We start from the raw sequence: 19,839 nt of genomic DNA on the forward strand, positions 1-19,839 counted from the left end.
GCTCTCCTCTTTTTCTCTTTTCAACGGCGCGCACCGCGCGCCCAGCAGGACTGGAATCGCCATGTGCGGGATCGTCGGGATCGTCGGAACCTCCGAAGTCGCGGGTGCGCTGTATGACGGTCTGACCGTCCTGCAGCACCGCGGGCAGGATGCGGCAGGCATCGCCACCGCCAATGGCACCGCGCTGCGTGTGCAGAAGGGCAACGGCCTGGTGCGCGACGTGTTCGACGCCAAGACGATGGCGCTGTTGCGCGGCCGCGTCGGCATCGCCCATTGCCGCTATCCGACCGCGGGCAGTGAGGGCAGCGACGAGGCGCAGCCGTTCTACGTCAATTCGCCGTTCGGCATCGCGCTCGCGCACAACGGCAACCTGGTCAACACCGACCAGTTGCGCCAGCAGGTGTTCGAGACCGATCGGCGCAACGTCAATACCGAGTCCGACTCGGAAGTGCTGCTCAACGTGTTCGCGCACGAGCTCGACCGCGAGAAGGCATTGACCCCCGAGGCCGCATTCCGCGCGATCGAGGGCGTCAATCGACGTGCGCGTGGCGGCTACGCGGTCGTGGCGACCGTGCTGGGCCTGGGCCTGGTCGCGTTCCGCGATCCGCACGGCATCCGTCCGCTGGTGCTCGGCCGCCGACAGAGCGAGGAGGGCACCGAGTACGCGGTGGCGTCCGAATCGGTCGCGCTCGACATCCTCGGCTTCGAACGGCTGCGCGACGTCGAGCCCGGCGAGGGCATCGTCGTCACCGCGCGCGGCGAGCTGCACCATCGCCCGTGTGCGCCGCAGCAGGCGCACGCGCCTTGCATCTTCGAGTACGTGTACTTCGCGCGCCCCGACTCGATGATCGAGAACATCTCGGTGCACAAGGCGCGCATGCGCATGGGCGTGACCCTGGGCGAGAAGATCCTGCGGCTGCGCCCGGATCACGACATCGACACCGTGATCCCAATCCCCGACACCTCGCGCGACTCTGCGCTGGAGATCGCCAACGTGCTGGGCGTGAAGTACCGCGAGGGCTTCATCAAGAACCGTTACGTCGGCCGCACCTTCATCATGCCGGGGCAGGGCGAACGTGCGAAGTCGGTCAAGCGCAAGCTCAATCCGATCCCGCTCGAATTCCGCAACCGCGTCGTGCTGCTGGTCGACGATTCGATCGTGCGCGGCACCACGTCCAAGCAGATCGTGCAGATGGCGCGCGATGCCGGCGCCAAGAAAGTCTATCTGGCGTCCGCGGCGCCGCCGGTCCGTTACCCCAACATCTACGGCATCGACATGCCGTCGGTGGACGAACTGGTCGCGCACAACCGCACCGAGGCCGAGATCGAGGCGTTCCTGGGCTGCGACTGGTTGATCTACCAGGACCTGGCCGATCTCGAGGCGGCCGTCGCCGGGCCCAAGTTCCCCGACCTGCGCTTCGACAGCTCGTGCTTCAGCGGCGAGTACGTCACCGGCATTGAGCCGGGCTATTTCGAGCGACTGCGCCAGCTGCGCTCCGACGAAGCCAAGAACAAGCGCCGCGCGTGAGCGCGGTGGTGGCCGACGCGCTCGACCTGCTGGCCGCGGCGCGTCAATGCCTGGACGCCCGTGATCCCGATACGAAGGTCGCGCTGACCCGCCGATATGCCGCGCAGCACCGCGCCGGGCGGTTGTCGCTGCCCATCTCGCCACCGCCGCCCGACCCGATCCGCATGCCCGGCCGCCCGCCGCGTCCGCGGCTGGTGCATCCGCGCGACCTGCCGCGGCGTGGACTGGGCAGCGACGAGGGGCGCGCGGCGTTTCTCCATGCGATCGCGCACATCGAGCTCAACGCGATCGACCTGGCCTGGGATGCGGTCTACCGCTTCCGCGGCCTGCCCGATGCGTTCTACGCAGACTGGGTGGCGATCGCCGACGACGAGGCCCGGCATTTCGTGCTGCTGCGCGACCGCTTGCGGGCGTTCGGCCGCGATTATGGCGATTTCGACGCGCACAACGGGCTATGGGAGATGTGCGAGAAGACCGCGCACGACGGCCTGGCGCGCATGGCGTTGGTGCCGCGCGTGCTCGAAGCCCGCGGCCTCGACGTGACCCCCGGCATGATCGTCAAGTTGCGCGCGCTTGGCGAAGAGGCGACCGCCGACATCCTCGAGATCATCCTGCGCGAGGAAATCCCGCATGTCGCAGCCGGTAGCCGGTGGTTTCGCTGGTACTGCGCGCGCGACGGCATTGATCCCGAACCCAGATTCCGCGAACTGCTGGCCGATTACGCGCGCACGGTGCTGCACGGTCCGTTCAATCTGGACGCCCGCGCCGCCGCCGGCTTCAGCGCCGAAGAACTCGCGGCCTTGCAGGCGGTCGCCCAAGGCTAGGGCAGCAGGTTCTACGCCCAGTTGGGGGCTCACCTTGGCGGCAAGGACGCCGACTGCATTGCAATCACGAGCCACCATGCGCCGCATCTGTCGCCGTAGCACGCGGGGGCGGACTGTGACGTTCATCAAAGACAGTCTGGTCGCACCGGGCCAGTATCCCCCGGGGCAAGACGTCCGTAGGCCGGAGTGCTACAACGCCAAGGCCCCGTCCAGGTGCCGTGCGTGCATTCGACGGGCATGTCGAGCATGTGTTCTGGCGGACGTGCAAGCGGCATTCGCAGTTGATGCAATCGACAAGGAGAGACGACATGCAGCACGACGAAATCGTTGGCGGCTGGCTGAGCGGGGCCGACACCGTAGATGGCTACGAAAACCCGGCTGGGGCGTTGTACGTGGAGGGCATTGCCGCGACCGAAGCGGCGATGACCGACAGGAATTTCTTTCTGTTGACGCAGTGCAGTTCCTGTACCGCCTCTGCACCGACGATCTGTTGCTGAGCATGTGGCCCAGTAAGGGCCTCTTTGTGTCGAAAGCAGTGGTCGGATACGCATTCAATAAGGAGATTCGAATATGCAGTACGAAGACATCGTAGGTGGTTGGCTCAGCGGCGCGGACAGCGTGGATGGGCATGAGAACCCCGCTGGATCGTTGTATGTTGAAGGCGTCGCGGCGACAGAGGCAGCGATGACGGACAAAAGTCTTTGTCTGATGACGCGATGCAGTTCCTGCACCGCGTCCCTCCCTGCGCACTGTTGCTGAGACCGTGCCACGAAGCGGACCCGCGATGCGGGTCCGCTTCGCGTGGTCTGTTGTTGTCGTTTTGCTAGTCGCAGTAGTGGTGAAATTGCCGGAGCCAACCCAGCGAAGGCAGATTCAGTGGTGCCCAGGAACAGGAGTTGGAGTTCAGCATGGACGATGCAGCGAGCGGCACGGAGTTTGACCGAGTCATCGACGTGATTGTTTCGAATGCGTGCGAGAACTTGGACGTTCAGATGGCGTCCGCCGCACAGGGGCTCGCAGCTGAGGAACGCAGTGTTGTGGTCGTTGCGGCGCAACATGCACTATTGGCCAACGCGCGGCGCAAACTCAATCGGGTACTGCTGCTGGAACTGCATGCTGCACAGTTGTCCGGCCAGTTGCGTCAAAGCGACGAACGCGAGCGTTTCAGGGAATTTGTCGAGCGCGCTAGCACCCGCGAATTCGTGGGGCATCTCTCGAATCGCTACCCTGCGCTGCAGCCCCGGCTGGACCGTGCACTGCGGCAACAGGCATCGGCGCTGGCCTTGATGGTGCAACGGTTGGTCGCCGATCGCGCGCAGTTGCACACCCTCATTGGTGAATCGCCCGGCCTTCTGTGCGCCCTCCATCTTGGGCAAGGCGATGTGCACAATGGTGGACAGGCGGTCGCGCGCCTGGAGTTCGAGGGCGGCAGTGTGATGTACAAGCCGCGTTCGGTGGCGATCGATCTGGCGCTGGAGGGCTTTCTAGAGCACGTGCTGGGGAGCGATCCCTTGCGCATCCGTGTGCCGGGCTCGCTGATGCAGGCAGGTTACGGATGGTCTGCATTCGAGGTGCACCGCTACTGCAGTGATGACGAGGAGCTGAGCACCTTTTATCGCAACATCGGCCATTGGTTGGCCGCGATGCGCCTCTTGGGTGGAACCGATCTGCACCACGAGAATATCATCGCCGTTGGTCCCGTCCCTGTGGCAGTGGACGTCGAGAGCCTGTTTGCGCCCGAGGTCGCTGTCCCATCGACGGGATTGGGTGCGGCGGTGGATGTGGCGACTGCATTGATCACGACCTCGGTGCTGCGGACCGGACTCGTGCCGTTTCGCGCACCGATGCTCGGCCTGTACGGGGTCGACATCTCGGGGCGGGCGCCCTCCCGGATGAGCAGCCAAAAATTCGGGTGCCATTGATCGTCGATGGCGGCACGGCCTCGGCCCGCATGCAGGTGGCGGATGTCGAGCTGCCACCTGCACGCAATCATCCCTGCGCAAGACCTGACATTTCCCAGCACTGGAACCACGTCATCGGTGGCTTCTCGGAGTTGACAGTACGTTTCCAGCGTCTCGATCAAGACGGGCTCCTACGCCCCTTGCTGGCGCCTTTCGTCGGGTGCGAAGCCAGGCAGATCCGGCGGCCGACACAGGCGTACGCCGAGGTGATGCGCATGCTCTGGCATCCTGCATCGCTGCACGATGAACGCCCTGCGCTCGAACGCGCCCGGGACATCCTGAAACGTAATGCAGACGTCTTGCCGGTTGCCCCCGGCGATCTGGATACGATCGCCAGCGAGGTCGAAGACATGCGCTATGGGGACATTCCCGTCTTTTCGGGGAGGCTGTCGGCCGTCGACATCGATGCCGCGTTGGACAACTGGCGCGTCATGCGCCTTGAGATGGAAGAGCTGACAATTCGGGGCGCCCTGGTAACCGCCTATCTCAATGGCAAGCTCGCTGACCGGCAAAGCGTGCCGCGCGACGTCGTTGCCCGCAGACCGCATGCGGGTGACCTCGACCGAAGGCGTCGCAGGCTGGCCACAGAAACGCTTGAGAAGCTGTTGCAACTGTCGGTGGCTGGCGACGATGACACGATCACCTGGATCAGTCCTGTGCTTGGCGCAGAGGGCTGGACGATGCGCACGCTCCATTCTGATCTCTACATCGGGTTAGGAGGGATCGCCATCACATTGGCTGGTTATCGTCACGAAGTCAGGCGGGGGCGGGCCGACGCTGTGGATGGTCTGGATAGGGCGATCGCAGGTGCTACCCGAGTCGTTGAGACACTCGAGCTGCAAGAGCCGATCGATGCGGTCGGTGGGTTCATCGGGTTGGGATCGCAGGTGCTGACCTGGACGACGCTGTACCGCCTGGACGGCGATCCGGCGATGCTCGAACGCGCGCGCCGCAGCGCGACGACGCTGGCGCGGCGAGGGTTCCGTCCGGACGACAATCTCGATCTGCTCGAGGGTGTCAGCGGTGCGATCGTGCCGTTGCTGCAGCTGGCCGAGTTGGACCGAAACGATGCGTGGCTGGAAGCGGCCGCCGAGGCTGGGCGCCAACTGGAGGCCACCGCGATCGTCGATGCCCAGGGGGCGCGATGGTCGAGTGCTATTTTCCATCAGCCGCTGGGCGGTTTCGCGCACGGTGCGACGGGCAGCGGATGGGCGCTCGCAAGGCTCGCATTGAGTCGCGCGGGGACGCAGCAGGAGCGCGATCGGTGGGCGGCGTTGGCCGAGCAGGCCTTCGTGTTCGAAGACGGACTCTACGATCATGCAGCAGGCGATTGGATCGACGTCCGCAAGCCGGAATCCAAGGATTTTCCCGATACGTGGTGCCACGGCAGCGTCGGCATCGGGCTGGCGGCCTGCGACCTCTATGCTCGCACCGGCGGAGCGCGTTATCTCGACACCTTGCGGCGGGCGGTTCGCGCGGCCGAGCGACGCGGCTGGGGGATCAGTCATACGCTATGCCATGGCGATCTGAGCCTGTGGGAGCTGCTCGAGCGCGCAGCAGTGCTGGATCCGGGCTTACGGCGCGATGACGGATTGCCGGCCGGCGCGCGTATCGTCTCGGCGATGGAGGAATGCAGCGGCGCAGTCGGCGGGCTGGCGCGCGATACCTATACACCGGGGCTGATGAGCGGCGTGTCGGGATCGCTCCACTTTCTCAACCGCTTGCATCCCGACTGCCGATTGCCTTCGCCCCTGCTGCTGGAGTGCGGGCTCGACACACCGATGTCGGCACCGCGTCCGGAGTCTGATCGCGCGGACACGGCAGCGGAGGCGGAGGCCACGCCGAGCTAGGCTGGTGCACCGGGGGTGGCGTTATGCCTCCCACGCCACTGCGGTGGGCAACGCCTGCGGCGCCGGCTGTCTACAGCGCCGAAAGCTCGAAGCGGCCGTCGGCGCTCGCGCGCAGTACCGAGCCCTGTTCGAACCAGTCGCCGAGCACGATGCGGCGGCAGGCGCGGTCGGCGATCTGCAGTTCGTGGATCGCGGGGCGGTGGGTGTGGCCGTGGATCATCGTGTCGATGCCGTAGCGGACGAACCACTCGCTGACCGTGGCCGGCGCGACATCGGTCACGGTCTCCATCGTGCCAGCCTCGCGCAGCGCGGCGGCGCGGGTCTGGCTGGCATTGCGCGCCTGCTGTGCGAACGCCAGCCGCGCGGCCAGCGGCTGGGCGAGCATCTGTGCCTGCCAGCGCGGGTCGCGGGTCTGGGCGCGGATCGCCTGGTACTCGACATCGTCGGTGCACAGCAGGTCGCCGTGGGTCAGCAGCACCGGGCGGCCGTACAGCAGGATCACTGCCGGGTCGGGCAGGATCCGCAGGCCCGCGCGCTGCGCCCAGGTGTCGCCGACGAGGAAGTCGCGGTTGCCGTGCATGAAGGCCACCGGCACGCCCGCGTCCGACAGCGCGCGCAGGCGGTCGGCGACCAGCGCGCCGGCTTCGGACGGATCGTCGTCGCCGACCCACGACTCGAACAGATCACCGAGCACGTACAGCGCCTGCGCCTGTCGCGCCTCGCCGTCGAGGAACGCGGCAAACAGCTCGGTGATCGCCGGACGCGCCGGGTCGAGGTGGAGGTCGGACAGGAAGTAGGTCGTCATCGCGCCATTGTAGAAGCCCGCCCGCCCCACGGCGCGTCCCGGCGGCGGGGGCGGCACGGGTAGAATGCGCGGTTTCCCGTTTCGAGCGTTCCGCATGAGCTGCCGTACCCGCTTCGCGCCCAGTCCTACCGGTTATCTGCACATCGGCGGCGCTCGCACCGCTCTGTACTGCTGGCTGGAAGCGCGCCGCCGCGGCGGGCAGTTCGTGTTGCGCATCGAGGACACCGACCGCGAACGCAGCACGCAGGCCGCGATCGACGCGATCCTGGAAGCAATGGACTGGCTAGGCCTGGACTACGACGAAGGCCCGATCTACCAGACCCATCGCCTTGACCGCTATCGCGAGGTCGCCGAGCAACTCGTCGCCGACGGCAAGGCCTATTACGCCTACGAGTCGAAGGACGAGCTCGATGCCATGCGCGAGGCGGCGATGGCCCGTGGCGACAAGCCGCGCTACGACGGCGCCTATCGCGAGCGCGGCGAACCGCGCCGCGAGGACCCGAACCGGGTGATCCGCCTGAAGAATCCGCTCGAAGGCACGGTTGTCTGGGAGGACAAGGTCAAAGGTCGAATCGAGATCGCCAACAGCGAGCTCGACGATCTGGTGCTGTTCCGCCCGGATGGCTATGCGACCTACAACTTCGCCGTCGTGGTCGATGACCTCGATATGGGCATCACCGATGTCGTACGCGGCGACGACCATGTCAACAACACTCCACGGCAGATCAACATCTATCGCGCGCTCGGTGCCGAGCCGCCAGCGTTCTCGCACCTTCCGATGATCCTCGACGAACAGGGCGCCAAGCTCTCCAAGCGCACCGGCGCGGCGGATGTCATGCAGTACCGCGATGCCGGCTACCTGCCGCATGCGCTGCTCAACTACTTGGTGCGGCTGGGCTGGTCGCATGGCGATCAGGAGATCTTCTCGATCGACGAGATGCGCGCGCTGTTCGACCTCAAGGACGTCAACGCCAAGGCCTCGCGCCTGGACCCGGCCAAGCTCGGCTGGCTCAACCAGCAGTACCTGAAGTCCGACGATCCGGCCGCCGTCGCCGCGCATCTGGAGTGGCACCTGCGCCGCGATGGCTACGACCTGTCGATGGGCCCCGCGCCGGCCGATGTGGTGGTCGCGCTGCGCGACCGGGTGCAGACGCTCAAGGAAATGTCCGAGCGCGCGGCGGTCTGGTACCGCCCGTTGACCGAGTACGACGACAAGGCCGTGGCCAAGCACCTCAAGGCCGAAGCGCGGGCGCCGCTGGCCGACGCGAGTGCGCGCTTGGTGGCGCTGCCGGACTGGACAGCCGAGGCGATCGGCGCGGCGTTGCATGAGACCGCCGAGGCGCTCGGCTTGGGCATGGGCAAGGTCGCCCAGCCGATGCGGGTGGCGATCACCGGCACCCAGGTCAGCCCCGACATCGGACACACGGTGTATCTGGCCGGCCGCGATGAGGCCGTGCGCCGGATCGAGGCCGCGATTGCGATGATCCCCGACGCCTGAGGGCGTCGAGGCACTCATCACGAAGCTGCACGCAAGGCGAATCGCGTGCCAATGCGCGACGGGGGCCGCGCCGTCGGTCCCCGTGCGTCCGACTTGAGTCCGCGTCGCGGCGCCTCCATCATCTACCGATGGGACAGATCAACGCCTGCACGGATCCGCATCATCACGTTGACGACGCCGCCGGTTTCGTCCGTGCGGTCGAACGCGCCTGCAATGAGCGCGGACTGCGGCTGACGCCGATCCGGGGCCACGTGCTGGGCCTGATCGCCAAGGCTGGCAAGCCCCTGAAGGCCTACGATCTGCTCGACCAGGTGCGTGATGGTGGCGGGCCAGGCGCCGCGGCGCCGCCGACCGTCTACCGCGCGCTCGACTTCCTGCTGGCCAACGGCTTCATCCACAAGCTGCAGTCGGTCAACGCCTTCGTCGCCTGCCACCATCCGAGCACTGCGCAGCATTCGGTGCCGTTTCTGATCTGCGACCAGTGCCACAGCGCGGTGGAGCTGGAGGACGAAGCGGTGGTCGCCTCGCTCGATGCGCGTGCCCGCACGCTGGGCTTCATGCCGCAGGCGCAGACGCTGGAAGTGCACGGCCTGTGCGCCCGGTGCGTCGACATTGGCGCGCACTGAGCCGCGACAGCCGATAGGGCTGCCGGTCTGCCTGCGATGCAGGTGCGGGCCGATGCTGGCTGGCGTGTGTCGCAACGGGGGGCGCGATGTCCCGCCCCAATCAACCGGGGCGGGACCTGGGCACAAGGTGCCGGGTGAGTCAAAACTGCGTCAGAAGTACACGCGGATGCCGCCGGCGATCGTGCGGCCGGGGAGCGGCGCGTAGTCGCGCAGCAACGAGGTGTGCGCACGCGCCTCCTGGTCGGTCAGGTTGCGACCATCGAGGAACAGTTCCCACTGCGTGCCGTCGGCCTCGCCGACACGCCAGGCGACGCCGGCGTTGACCAGGGTGTAGCCTGGGCTCGGATCCTCGAGCGCGGCCACGCGGTCCTGCTTCTGGTAGCGCACCGCGCCGATGTTCGCGCGCCAGCCGCCGAGACTCCAGTTGAGGTCGGCGCCGATGCGCGCCGGTGCGATGCGTGGCAGGTTGCCGCCGAGCGGAATGTCGGCGTGGTAGTGGTGGGCATGGTCGCCGTGCGGCACGTCGAAGTGCACGTGCCGGGTGCCGCTGCCGTCGAGCTCGGCGCGCACGAGGTCGCCGAACACGCGCAGGTCGAAATCGCCCGCGTCCGATTCGACCAGGTGGAACTTCGCCTCGGCCTCGGCGCCGCGGAATGTCGCATCGCCCTGGGTCCACAAGCGCACCGGGAAGCCCTGCTCGGCGACGCCGGTGTCGGCCAGATAGGTGTAGCGATCGAACCGCGTCTGATAGACGGCGGCCTTGAACTCGACGCGGTCGGTATGCGCATGCAGGCCGACCTCCAGACGCTGCCCGCGTTCGGTGCCAAGCTCCGCATCGCCAATCTCGATGGAGCGGGTGGCGATATGCGGGCCGGCGGCGAACAGCTCCTCGTTCGTGGGCGCGCGTTCGGACATGTCGGCGCCCAGGCGCAGGTCGAAGACCTCGGACAGGTGCCAGATCGCCGCGCCCGACAGGCTGCTGGCGTCGAACTTGCGCGATGTCCCTGCCACAGGATCGATCTCGACCCGTTCGTGGCGGCCGCCGAACTCGAGCTTCACCGGCCCGAACTCCTTCTCCTGCACGACGAACAGCCCGAGCGTGTCGGTGACGCTCGGCGGCACGAACGCCTCTTCGCCGACGGCACTGAAATCGACGTGGCCGACCTGGAGCCCGAATGCACCGCGCCAGCCGGCGATCTCGTTCTGCACCGCTTCCAGCCGGGCCTCGGTGCCCTTGTTGGTGAAGCGCGTGGCCGCCAGGCCGCCCTCGAGCTCGACGTGTTCGTAATCGTTGTAGGCCGCGCGCAGGTTCACTGCGCTCAGGAACGGCAGCGGATCGTAGATGCCGCCCTTCAGGTCGAGACGGTTCTGCACCATGTCGATGCGCACCGAGCCGTGGTCGTGGCCTTCTTCGCCGTGGTCGTGATCGTGGTCGTCGTGGCCATGGTCGTGATCGTGATCGTGGCCATCGTCGTCGTGCCCATGCCCATGGTCGTCCTCGGCATGCACGTGTGCGCCGTCGGGCAGCCCGTAGTTGCTGCGATAGGTGCTGACTGCGAGCCCCAGATGGCCGCGCGTGCCGAACCAGGTCGCGCCAACGGCGCCAGCGCGCGTGCGGATCGAGCTGTTGGGCAGGCGCCCGTAGGCGTTCTCGGCCTCGTGGTCATGATCCTGGTCGTGGTCGCCGTGATCGTGATCGTGGTCGCCCGGCACCTGGGCGTAGCCCGGGATGTCGAAGTCGCCGGTGTTGCGGACCAGACCATCGACATGCAGCACCAGGTTGTCGCCGTTGACGCCGTCGAGCCGGAACATGCCGCTGCGTTCGCCATTGCCGCTGGCCGCGCGCAGTTCCGCCCGGCCGCTGATCGGACGGTCGGGCACCGCGCGGGCGATGCGGCCGTCGACGACATTGACCGCGCCGCCGACCGCACCGCTGCCGTAGAGCAGGTTGGCCGGCCCCTTGAGCACCTCGATCTGGTCGGCGAGGAAGGGCTCGATGCTGACCGCATGGTCGGCGCTGACGGTCGAGGCATCCATGCTGCCGATGCCGCCGGAAAGGATCTGCACGCGCGGGCCTTCCTGGCCGCGGATGATCGGGCGGCCGACGCCCGTGCCGAAGAAGCCACTCTGCACGCCGGGCAGTGCGGACACGGTGTCGCCCAGGTTGCCGGCCTTGCGGTCGTCCAGCGCGTCGCCATACAACACTTCAATGGGGTGCGCGAGATCCTCGGCATCACCGCCGAGCGGGGTCGCGGTGACCTGGACACGGTCGAGCGTGGTCGGGTGGGCATGGGTCTGGTTCTGCGCGAACGCCGCGGTGGCGGGCAGCAGCAGGGCGATCGCGACGGTCAGACGGGCGCGGCGGGGCAGGCGGGGGAGGTGGGGAGGTCGTTCATGCGGATGGGGTACACTGGTGGCCAAGACACGGATGTTATAATGTTACATCGTCCTTCGTATCCCCCAAAAGACATGCCTGCACACGATTCCGCCCTGCGACGGGCCGACCGCGTCGGTTTCGCCGCTTCATTCCTCTGCGCAATCCATTGCGCCTTGTTGCCGCTGGCGCTTGCGTTGCTGCCTGCGCTGGGCTTGAACCTGGGCGGCTGGGTGGACATCGACCAGGCGTTCGTGGTGTTCGCCACGCTGTTGGGGCTGACCACGCTGACACTGGGGTATCGCCGTCATCGCGTGTTCCGCGCCTGGTTCCTGCTGTTGCCGGGTCTGGCGCTGGTGTGGGCGGGTGCGTTCACCCATCTGCATGACCACACACTCACCCATGCGGTGGTGATGACGATCGGTGGGCTGCTGCTGGCCGGCGCGCACCTGCTGAACCTGCGGCTGACCCATCTTCACGGCGCGCGCTGACGCGTCGCCGCAGCGTTTGCTGCATGCTAGAATCCGCGGTCTTGTGCGCCCGTCGGGCGCACATTCGCGTCTACCGCATTCAATACTCGCAGGACATCAGGAGCAGATTCATGGGCAAGGGCGATCGCAGAACCCTCAAGGGCAAGCGCTACAACGCGAGCTACGGCAATTCCCGTTCGAAGGGCGTCGTCAAGGCCGCAGGCACCGCGACCGCACCGGTCGCGAAGAAGACCGGCACCAAGACCGTGGCCAAGGCCCCGGCCAAGAAGGCCGTCGCCAAGAAGGCCTCCTGACGTCGGGCCCCAGGTCCGGCGCTTGGCGCCCGGACCGGGCCGACTGCAGGACGCGACCGGCGGCGACGCCGGTCATGCCGAAAGCCCCGCCCAGGCGGGGCTTTCGCGTGTCACGGGCCGGCCTGCCGCTTCAGCGGCCGGCGCCGGCCTCGACCTCGGTCCAGACCCGCAGCAGATTGCCGCCGAGGATCTTGCGGATGTCGGCCTCGGTATAGCCGCGCGCCTGTAGGCCGGCCACGAGGTTGGGGAAGTCGGACACGTCGCGCAGGCCCTGCGCCAGCGCACCGTCGACGCCGTCGAAGTCCGAGCCCAGGCCCACGTGGTCGACGCCGAGCAGGCGGACGCCATGGTCGATCTGCTGCAGCACCGATTCGAGCGGCGTCTGGCGTGCGGGGTGAGCGGCGGCCCAGTCGCGCTGGAACTGGGCGGCATCGAGCGCCGGCTGCCCGGCGGCGACGCGCTCGGCGTTGTCGGCATCGAAGGCCGCGACCGCGTCGAACCAGGCCTGGGTGTCGGCGGCGGTCTGCGCATCGACGAACGCGGTGCCGAACGGGATCTGCACCACGCCGCCCTTGGCGGCGATGGCGCGGGCGAGCGCATCGCTGATGTTGCGCTCAAAGCCCGGGGTGAAGTGCCGGAATGCCGAGTGACTGGCGATCACCGGGACCGTGCTCAGCGCGATCGCCTGCTCGGCCGCCGCGTCGGAGATATGCGAGACATCGACCATGATCCCGAGCCGGTTCATCTCGGCGACGACTTCGCGCCCGAACGGACTCAGCCCGTTCCAGCGGCGCGCTTTGCCGTAGGACGAGTCGGCGACCCGGTTGGCCGCGCTGTGCGCGAGCGTGATGTAGCGCACGCCGCGGTCGAAGAAGGCCGTGAGCTGCGCCAGGTCGTCGCCGATCGGCGCGGCGTTCTCCATGCCCAGCGGCAACAGCACGCGTTGGCTGCCGTCCGCTGCGGTGCGCAGGCGCTCGACATCGCGTGGCGAGCGCAGCACCGCGAAGCGATCGGGATGGCGCGCGGTCAGCGCCTCGACCGCGTCGATCTGCCGGTGTGCGATCTCGCGTGCGGTGCCGGCAGCGTCCTGCCCGGCCGAGGTATAGATCGACATGAAGGCCACATCCAGACCGCCGGCGCGCGCACGCGGATAGTCGAATTCGCGGTCGGGCGCGGCTTCGCCGAGGTCGGCCCAGCGCTCAAGCAGCACGCCGGGCGCGTCGATGTGAGTGTCGACGATGATCGCGTCCTGGGCGAGCCGGCGTGCGGCCTCATCGGTCTGGGCATGCGCCTGGGCAGCGGCCACGGTCAGCAGCGGGGCAAGAGCGAGGGCGAGTGGAAGCAGGCGCATACGGGTGGGTCCTTGAGGGTCAGGGCAGACGGTGGCCGGCGGCGAAGGCCATCTCGAGCATCGGGCCGCCGAGCCAATAGACGAGTTCGGCTGGCTGCGCGAGGCGCCAGCAGGCGAAGTCGGCGCGTTGGCCCGGCACCAGGCGTCCGCGATCGGACAACCCCAGCGCACGCGCCGCGTGCACAGTCGCCCCGCGCAGAGCTTCTTCGGGCGTGAGTCGGAAATGGGTGACCGCCAGCTGCATGGCCTGGCGCAGCGACAGTAGCGGCGAAGTGCCGGGATTGCAGTCGGTCGCCACGGCCATCGGCACACCGGCGGCGCGGAAGGCGTCGAGCGGCGGCAGCCGGGTCTCGCGCAGCACGTGGAACGCGCCGGGCAACAGCACTGCGACCGTGCCGGCCGCCGCCATCGCGTCGACGCCGGCCTGGGAGGTGTGCTCGACATGGTCGGCCGACAGGCCGCCGAACGCGGCCACCAGCGCGGCGCCATCGCCGTCGCTGAGCTGATCGGCGTGCAGTTTGACCGGCACGCCGAGTGCGCGCGCGACCTCGAACACCCGGCGCGTCTGCGCCGCATCGAAGGCGATGCGCTCGGCGAACGCGTCGACCGCATCCACCAGGCCTTCGTGGTACAGGCGCGGCAACCACTCGCAGACTGCGTCGATATAGGCGTCGCTGCGCCCGGCGTACTCGGGCGGCAGGGCATGCGCGCCGAGGAACGTCGTGCGTACGCTGATGCCCAGCGCCTGGCCGATGCGTCGGGCGACGCGCAGCATCTTGCGCTCATGGGCGAAGTCCAGGCCGTAGCCGGACTTGATCTCCAGCGTCGTGGCGCCGTCGGCGAGCAGCGCACGCGCACGCGGCAACGACTGCACGAGCAGCGCATCCTCGTCGGCGGCGCGGGTTGCACGCACGGTGGAGACGATGCCCCCGCCGCTGCGCGCGATGGTTTCGTAACTCACGCCCTGCAGGCGTTGCTCGAACTCCGCAGCGCGGTCGCCGCCGAACACCAAGTGGGTGTGGCAGTCGACGAGACCCGGGGTCAGCAGGCCCTCGGCCTCGATCACCCGCTCGGCCAACTGCGCCGCCGGCGCGGGCAGCGCGGCGCGCGGGCCGACGTGCACGATCGTGCCGTCTCGCCAACCCAGCGCGCCGTCCTCGATCAGCCCATAGCCGGTGTCGTCGGCCAGCGTGACCAGCGTCGGCCCGACGATCAGCCCATCCCAGCGTTCAGTCGCCGCCATCGCCGCCTCCGCAGTCGCCGCCGCTTCCCACGCAGACGTCGCTTCCGGCGTGGCCGGGCAGGACCGCGCCCTCGGTTCCCGTTCCGCTGTCAGCCGAGGGGGGCGCCTACGCGCCAGGTGGCTGTGCAGCCAGACGCACAGCCCGGCCAGCAACGCGATACCGGCAAGGCCCACGGTGAGGAAAGAAGCCAATTGGCCGATCCAGGAATCGTGCATGCAATGTCCCACTCCGGCAGACAGGCTAGCCTAGCGCACTCGCTTCCGGAGTCGCCCCGATGTCAGACCTTCCACCGGTCCCGATCCAGCGCACGTCCGCAGGCTGGCGCCTGCCGGGCATCGCCAATCTGCACTCGCATGCGTTCCAGCGCGCGATGGCGGGGCTGGCCGAGGTACAGACCGATCCGGCCGATTCGTTCTGGACCTGGCGCGAGACGATGTACCGGATGGCCGCGCGCTTCGATCCGGACACACTGCGCGCGGTCGCCACCCAGCTCTACGTCGAGATGCTCGAGTCCGGCTACACCGCGGTCTGCGAGTTCCACTATGTGCACCACGCGCCCGACGGCCGCGCGTACGCGCCTGCGTCGGCGATGGCCGATGCACTGATCGAGGCCGCCGAGGCGACCGGCATCCGGCTGACACTGTTGCCGGTGCTGTACATGACGGGCGGTTTCGACGGGCGGCCACTGGGCCCGCGTCAGCAGCGCTTCGGCCACGACGTCGAAGGCTATCTGCGGTTGTTCACCGATCTGCATGCGCGCCAGGGCGCGGGCCTGCGCGTGGGCTGCGCGCTGCACAGCCTGCGCGCGGTTCCGGCCGAGGCGATGGACGCGGTGCTGGGCGCGCTGCCGCAGCAGGCGCGCGTGCACATTCACATCGCCGAACAGACCGCCGAGGTCGAAGACTGCGTCGCGGTACGCGGGGCGCGCCCGGTGGCCTGGCTGCTCGATCACGCGCCGGTCGATGCGCGCTGGACGCTGGTCCACGCGACCCATCTGGATGCGGACGAGATCGCCGGCATCGCGCGCAGCGGCGCGACCGTCGCGCTGTGCCCGACGACCGAGGCCAATCTCGGCGACGGCCTGTTCCCGCTGCGCGCCTATCTCGATGCAGGCGGGGCCTGGGGCATCGGCTCCGACTCGCACATCTCGGTCTCGCCGGTCGAAGAGCTGCGCTGGCTGGAGTACGGCCAGCGTCTGGTCGGGCGCCGGCGCAACATCGCGGTCGGGTCGGCTTCGCCAAGCGTCGGTGCGACCCTGCTCGCTGGCGTGGCGGCCAGCGCCTCGTCCGCGACCGGATTCGCGCAGCGCGACGATGCGGTCGTGCTCGATGCCGATACCCCGCTGCTCGCCGGCGCGACGCCGGCCGACGTCGCCGACCGCTGGCTGTTCGCCGGCAACCGGCCGCTGGTGCGTGAGGTCGAGGTCGCCGGCCAGCGGCTGGTCGTCGACGGACGTCACCGACTGCACGCGCAAGCGGCGCAGGGCTACGCCGAAGCGATGCGCCGGCTGCTGGCGCAGTGACAGCCGGGTGCCGCCTCGCAGCTTGATTCAGGTCAACGCGAGGCGCTGGCCGGCGTCGGTATCCTGCCCGCATCGTTCGTTGCTGGAGTGGTGCGCATGCAGGTCGATATCGCCATCGTCGGAGCCGGGCCGGCCGGGTTGTGCTTCGCCCGCGCGCTGGCCGGTACGGGGCTGAAGATCGCGCTGATCGAGCGCCAGTCGCGCGAGGCGATCGCCAAGCCCGCGTTCGACGGCCGCGAGATCGCGTTGACCCATGGCTCACGCCGAATCATGGAGACCCTGGGGCTGTGGGCTCGGATCGATCCGGCGCAGATCTTCGACCTGCGTGATGCCCGCATCCTCAACGGCGATGCCGACACCGGTCTGACGATCACCGCCGGCGACGGTAACGGCCGCCAGCTCGGCTGGCTGGTGCCCAATCACCAGATCAGGCAAGCGGCTTTCAATGCGGTCGATGGCCTGGCGGATGTCGAATTGGTCTGCGACACCGCGGTGCGTGGCGTCACCCACCGCAGCGACGGCGTCGAGCTCGCGCTCGATGGCGGTAAGACCGTGGCGGCGCGCCTGCTGGTCGCCGCCGACAGCCGGTTCTCCGACGTGCGCCGCATGCTCGGCATCGGCGCGCGCATGCGCGACTTCGGCAAGCGCATGCTGGTGTGCCGCGTCGCCCACGAGCGCCCGCACGACCACGTCGCCTGGGAATGGTTCGGGCATGGCCAGACGATGGCGCTGCTGCCGCTCGACCCGGGCAAGGCGTCAGTGGTGCTGACCTTGCCGCCGGAGGCGATGGCGCAGGTCGAGGCGATGGACGATGCCGCGTTCGCGGCCGACATCCAGCGCCGGTTCCTCGACCGGTTGGGCACGATGACCACGGTCGGCACGCGCCATGTCTATCCGCTGGTCGGCGTCTATGCCGATCGCTTCGTCGCCGAGCGCGCGGCGTTGATCGGCGATGCCGCCGTCGGCATGCATCCGGTCACCGCCCACGGGTTCAACCTCGGCCTGCAGGGCGCCGAGCGCCTGGCCGACGGGATCCGCCGGGCGCAGGACGCCGGGCGCGACATCGCCGGACGCGCGGTGCTCGCACGCTTCCAGCGCCAGCACCGGGTGGCGACCTGGCCACTGTTCGCCGCGACCGGCATCGTCGCCAGCCTCTACACCGATGACCGCGCACCAGCGCGCCTGGTCCGCAGCGCCACGCTGCGCATCGCGCAGCAGCTCACCCCGTTCCGGCGTCTGATTGCCGCGCACCTCACCCAGGAACGGCCGGCGCTGCGCTGAGACGCACGCGGCCGCAGGCCTGCGATCGTCGCGCGCAGCGCTGGTCGATCCAGGCAGGCCGGTTACCCGGCCGGCGCTGCCGCTTGCGCGGCGAACAGGCCGTCGGCGGCCGGCAGCGCGCCTTCGAGCTCGAGCAGGAACTGTTTCGTCGGCACGCCGCCGGCGAAGCCGGTCAGCGCACCGCTGGCGCCGATCACCCGGTGGCAGGGCACGACGATCGGGATCGGATTGCGCCCGTTTGCGGCGCCGACCGCACGACTGGCGGTCGGCCGGCCGAGCTCGCGTGCCAGTCCCACGTAGCTGGTCGTGGTGCCGTAGGGGATGCGCGCGAGCGCCTGCCAGACCTCGCGCTGGAACGCGGTGCCGTCGGCGGCCAGCGGCAGATCAAAGCGCCGCAGCCGCCTGGCGAAGTAGGCGCGCAGCTGTGCCGCCGTCTCGCGCAGCAGCGCGTGGTCGCCGGCCTGCCAGTGCGCGCGCCCGCGCAGCGGCGGCCGCGCTTGCGGGAAGTCGATCGCGTGCAGGCCGGCATCGGAGGCGGCGAGCTGCAACGGACCGATCGGGGTGTCGAGCACGGCAGTGAAGACAGGCGGGATGGTCATCGGGAGCTCCGGGAACGAGAGGCGGCGGGTGCGGCCGACAGCGTGGCATCGCGCCACAGGTGGAAGACCGCGTAGCCGCGCCAGGGCCGCCAGGCCTGTGCGCGTGCCTGCAGTGCGCGCGCGTCGAGCCGGCTGCCATCGGTGGGCACGGCCTTCTGCAGCACCAGGTCCTGCGCGGGAAACGCGTCGGGATGGCCCAGCGCGCGCAGCGCGATGTACTGCGCCGTCCAAGGGCCGATGCCGGGTAGCGCAGTCCAGCGGGCGACGGTCTCGTCGAGCGTGCGCGCCGGGTCGAAATCCACGCGGCCATCGAGCAGCGCCGCGGCGATCGCGCGGATCGTCGCGATGCGGCTGCCGATCAGGCCGAGGCCGTCGAAGTCGCCATCGACCAGTGCCTCGGGCGTCGGGAAAAGATGGGCGAATCCCTGGGCGGCCAGCATCTCGGGTAACGGATGACCGAAGCGCTGCGACAGCCGTGCGGTCAGCGTACGCGCGGCGGCCACGCTGACCTGCTGGCCAATCACCGCGCGGACCGCGATCTCGAACCCGTCCCAGCCGCTGGGCAGGCGCAGGCCCGGCCGCGCGCGCAGCAGCGGCGCCAGTCGGGGATCCTGCGCCAGGTGCGCGGCGATCGCGTTCGGCTCGGCGTCGAGATCGAACATCCGCCGCACGCGCCGCACGGTGTCCTGCAGCCGCGTCGGCGCGATGCCGTGCAGTTCGAGCCGCAACGCATGCGCCGGTCCGGCCGTCGTGGCCGGCCACTGCGAGACGCGCAGCCAACCCGCGGCAGACGCGTCGCCGACGACCCGGGTGTAGCCGGCTTCCTCGATGCGTTCGATGCCCGGCAGCGCGCGGCTGCGCAGGAAGTCCAGCATCGTGGCGAAGTCGTACGGCGGGCGGTAGCCGAGCCGGAGCACCAGCCCGTCGCCGGCCACGGGGGCCGCGGGCTGCCGACGCAGATCGCGCGGCGCCATGCGATAGGCCTCGCGGAATGCGGTGTTGAACCGGCGCAGGCTGGCGAAGCCGGCCGCCAGCGCGACCTCGGTGATCGGCAGTGCGGTCTCGGTCAGCAGTTGCTTGGCAAACAGCAGACGGCGCGTCCCGCGCACGCCAATCGGCGGCGCGCCCAGGCGCTCGACGAACAACCGCCGCAACTGGCGTTCGCCCAGGTGCAGTTGCGCCGCCAGCGATGCCAGTGGCGCATCGTCGAGCGCCCCGCGATCGATCAGCGCCAGGGCACGCGCCACGACATCGTCACCGCGGTGCCAGTGTCCGTCGCCCGGAGCCAGTTCCGGGCGGCAGCGCAGACAGGGCCGGAAGCCGTCGGCCTGGGCCGCGGCCGCATTGGCGTAGTAGGTCACGTTCTCGGCCCGTGGCGGCGGCGCCGGACACACGGGGCGGCAGTAGATGCCGGTGGTGCGCACCGCGGTGAAGAACACCCCGTCGAAGCGCGCGTCGCGGCTCAGGCGCGCCTGCTCGCAGACGGCGGGATCGGGCAGGGCGGGAGGCGATGACATGCCCGCAGGCTAGCACCGCGCCCGGCGCGGGACTGGCCGTTTTCGGACACGAATGCGGCGCGTCCGGCAGCGGGG

17 protein-coding genes are annotated in these 19,839 nt (G+C 69.0%); 11 read left to right on the forward strand and 6 right to left on the reverse strand.

Annotated features, from left to right (window positions below; all coding sequences use genetic code 11):
* Window positions 1–61: 61 nt before the first annotated feature.
* From BEN78_11385 to BEN78_11405, 5 genes are all read left to right on the forward strand, one after another.
* A complete protein-coding gene (locus BEN78_11385; GenBank protein ID ASR43885.1) occupies window positions 62–1,528 on the forward strand; it encodes an amidophosphoribosyltransferase in 1,467 nt (488 codons plus the stop codon).
* On the forward strand, window positions 1,525–2,352 hold the full coding sequence (locus BEN78_11390; protein ID ASR43886.1) for a hypothetical protein: 828 nt from the start codon (window positions 1,525–1,527) through the stop codon (window positions 2,350–2,352). The genes BEN78_11385 and BEN78_11390 overlap by 4 nt, the downstream gene beginning before the upstream one ends.
* Before the next feature lie 308 nt (window positions 2,353–2,660).
* Window positions 2,661–2,849 (forward strand): hypothetical protein, encoded by a 189-nt coding sequence (locus BEN78_11395; protein ASR43887.1) that lies wholly within the window; start codon window positions 2,661–2,663, stop codon window positions 2,847–2,849.
* A 399-nt stretch (window positions 2,850–3,248) separates the two neighbouring features.
* Window positions 3,249–4,274 (forward strand): hypothetical protein, encoded by a 1,026-nt coding sequence (locus BEN78_11400; GenBank protein ASR43888.1) that lies wholly within the window; start codon window positions 3,249–3,251, stop codon window positions 4,272–4,274.
* 179 nt (window positions 4,275–4,453) lie between these two features.
* The gene (locus tag BEN78_11405; protein ID ASR43889.1) at window positions 4,454–6,163 is read left to right on the forward strand and encodes a hypothetical protein; all 1,710 of its coding nucleotides are present in this window, start codon (window positions 4,454–4,456) and stop codon (window positions 6,161–6,163) included.
* 70 nt (window positions 6,164–6,233) lie between these two features.
* Here BEN78_11405 and BEN78_11410 read toward each other — a convergent pair whose 3' ends face one another.
* Window positions 6,234–6,968 (reverse strand): UDP-2,3-diacylglucosamine diphosphatase, encoded by a 735-nt coding sequence (locus BEN78_11410; GenBank protein ASR45095.1) that lies wholly within the window; start codon window positions 6,966–6,968, stop codon window positions 6,234–6,236.
* A 94-nt stretch (window positions 6,969–7,062) separates the two neighbouring features.
* On the opposite strand from BEN78_11410, the gene BEN78_11415 reads away from it, so the two are divergent.
* Both BEN78_11415 and BEN78_11420 read left to right on the forward strand, forming a co-directional pair.
* Window positions 7,063–8,466, forward strand: coding sequence for a glutamate--tRNA ligase (locus tag BEN78_11415; protein ID ASR43890.1), 1,404 nt, complete (start codon window positions 7,063–7,065; stop codon window positions 8,464–8,466).
* Window positions 8,467–8,594: 128 nt separating this feature from the next.
* Entirely contained in the window at window positions 8,595–9,092 is a 498-nt protein-coding gene (locus BEN78_11420) for a Fur family transcriptional regulator (GenBank protein ASR43891.1), read from the forward strand.
* A 150-nt stretch (window positions 9,093–9,242) separates the two neighbouring features.
* On the opposite strand, the gene BEN78_11425 is transcribed toward BEN78_11420, so the two are convergent.
* The gene (locus tag BEN78_11425; GenBank protein ID ASR43892.1) at window positions 9,243–11,513 is read right to left on the reverse strand and encodes a hypothetical protein; all 2,271 of its coding nucleotides are present in this window, start codon (window positions 11,511–11,513) and stop codon (window positions 9,243–9,245) included.
* Between the two features lie 48 nt (window positions 11,514–11,561).
* On the opposite strand from BEN78_11425, the gene BEN78_11430 reads away from it, so the two are divergent.
* Both BEN78_11430 and BEN78_11435 read left to right on the forward strand, forming a co-directional pair.
* Complete coding sequence (locus BEN78_11430) at window positions 11,562–11,957, forward strand: hypothetical protein (protein ASR43893.1); 396 nt, start codon at window positions 11,562–11,564, stop codon at window positions 11,955–11,957.
* A gap of 110 nt (window positions 11,958–12,067) precedes the next feature.
* A complete protein-coding gene (locus tag BEN78_11435; protein ASR43894.1) occupies window positions 12,068–12,250 on the forward strand; it encodes a ribosomal small subunit protein bTHX in 183 nt (60 codons plus the stop codon).
* Window positions 12,251–12,380: 130 nt separating this feature from the next.
* Here the strand turns inward: BEN78_11435 and BEN78_11440 are convergent, their stop codons facing one another.
* Both BEN78_11440 and BEN78_11445 read right to left on the reverse strand, forming a co-directional pair.
* The gene (locus BEN78_11440) at window positions 12,381–13,601 is read right to left on the reverse strand and encodes a hypothetical protein (protein ASR43895.1); all 1,221 of its coding nucleotides are present in this window, start codon (window positions 13,599–13,601) and stop codon (window positions 12,381–12,383) included.
* Window positions 13,602–13,620: 19 nt separating this feature from the next.
* Complete coding sequence (locus BEN78_11445) at window positions 13,621–14,844, reverse strand: imidazolonepropionase (protein ASR43896.1); 1,224 nt, start codon at window positions 14,842–14,844, stop codon at window positions 13,621–13,623.
* A gap of 275 nt (window positions 14,845–15,119) precedes the next feature.
* Here BEN78_11445 and BEN78_11450 point away from each other — a divergent pair, with 275 nt between their 5' ends.
* Together BEN78_11450 and BEN78_11455 are read left to right on the forward strand one after the other, a co-directional pair.
* Entirely contained in the window at window positions 15,120–16,367 is a 1,248-nt protein-coding gene (locus BEN78_11450; protein ASR43897.1) for a formimidoylglutamate deiminase, read from the forward strand.
* Between the two features lie 96 nt (window positions 16,368–16,463).
* On the forward strand, window positions 16,464–17,648 hold the full coding sequence (locus BEN78_11455; protein ID ASR43898.1) for a hypothetical protein: 1,185 nt from the start codon (window positions 16,464–16,466) through the stop codon (window positions 17,646–17,648).
* Between the two features lie 62 nt (window positions 17,649–17,710).
* Here the strand turns inward: BEN78_11455 and BEN78_11460 are convergent, their stop codons facing one another.
* Window positions 17,711–18,247: a cysteine methyltransferase gene (locus BEN78_11460; GenBank protein ASR43899.1), complete on the reverse strand. Its 537-nt coding sequence runs from the start codon at window positions 18,245–18,247 to the stop codon at window positions 17,711–17,713.
* A complete protein-coding gene (locus BEN78_11465; protein ID ASR43900.1) occupies window positions 18,244–19,764 on the reverse strand; it encodes a DNA methylase in 1,521 nt (506 codons plus the stop codon). Before BEN78_11465 ends, BEN78_11460 begins: the two co-directional genes overlap by 4 nt.
* Window positions 19,765–19,839: the final 75 nt, after the last annotated feature.

It is taken from the genome of Xanthomonas citri pv. mangiferaeindicae, from assembly GCA_002240395.1.
In the GTDB taxonomy this organism is placed as follows: domain Bacteria; phylum Pseudomonadota; class Gammaproteobacteria; order Xanthomonadales; family Xanthomonadaceae; genus Luteimonas; species Luteimonas citri_A.

Bases quoted from the DNA above. Each gene is read 5' to 3' on its own strand.
- BEN78_11385 (ASR43885.1), top strand. From the start codon at position 62: ATGTGCGGGATCGTCGGGATCGTCGGAACCTCCGAAGTCGCGGGTGCG.
- BEN78_11395 (ASR43887.1), top strand. From the start codon at position 2,661: ATGCAGCACGACGAAATCGTTGGCGGCTGGCTGAGCGGGGCCGACACC.
- BEN78_11410 (ASR45095.1), bottom strand. From the start codon at position 6,968: ATGACGACCTACTTCCTGTCCGACCTCCACCTCGACCCGGCGCGTCCG.
- BEN78_11415 (ASR43890.1), top strand. From the start codon at position 7,063: ATGAGCTGCCGTACCCGCTTCGCGCCCAGTCCTACCGGTTATCTGCAC.
- BEN78_11420 (ASR43891.1), top strand. From the start codon at position 8,595: ATGGGACAGATCAACGCCTGCACGGATCCGCATCATCACGTTGACGAC.
- BEN78_11430 (ASR43893.1), top strand. From the start codon at position 11,562: ATGCCTGCACACGATTCCGCCCTGCGACGGGCCGACCGCGTCGGTTTC.
- BEN78_11435 (ASR43894.1), top strand. From the start codon at position 12,068: ATGGGCAAGGGCGATCGCAGAACCCTCAAGGGCAAGCGCTACAACGCG.
- BEN78_11440 (ASR43895.1), bottom strand. From the start codon at position 13,601: ATGCGCCTGCTTCCACTCGCCCTCGCTCTTGCCCCGCTGCTGACCGTG.
- BEN78_11445 (ASR43896.1), bottom strand. From the start codon at position 14,844: ATGGCGGCGACTGAACGCTGGGATGGGCTGATCGTCGGGCCGACGCTG.
- BEN78_11450 (ASR43897.1), top strand. From the start codon at position 15,120: ATGTCAGACCTTCCACCGGTCCCGATCCAGCGCACGTCCGCAGGCTGG.
- BEN78_11455 (ASR43898.1), top strand. From the start codon at position 16,464: ATGCAGGTCGATATCGCCATCGTCGGAGCCGGGCCGGCCGGGTTGTGC.
- BEN78_11460 (ASR43899.1), bottom strand. From the start codon at position 18,247: ATGACCATCCCGCCTGTCTTCACTGCCGTGCTCGACACCCCGATCGGT.
- BEN78_11465 (ASR43900.1), bottom strand. From the start codon at position 19,764: ATGTCATCGCCTCCCGCCCTGCCCGATCCCGCCGTCTGCGAGCAGGCG.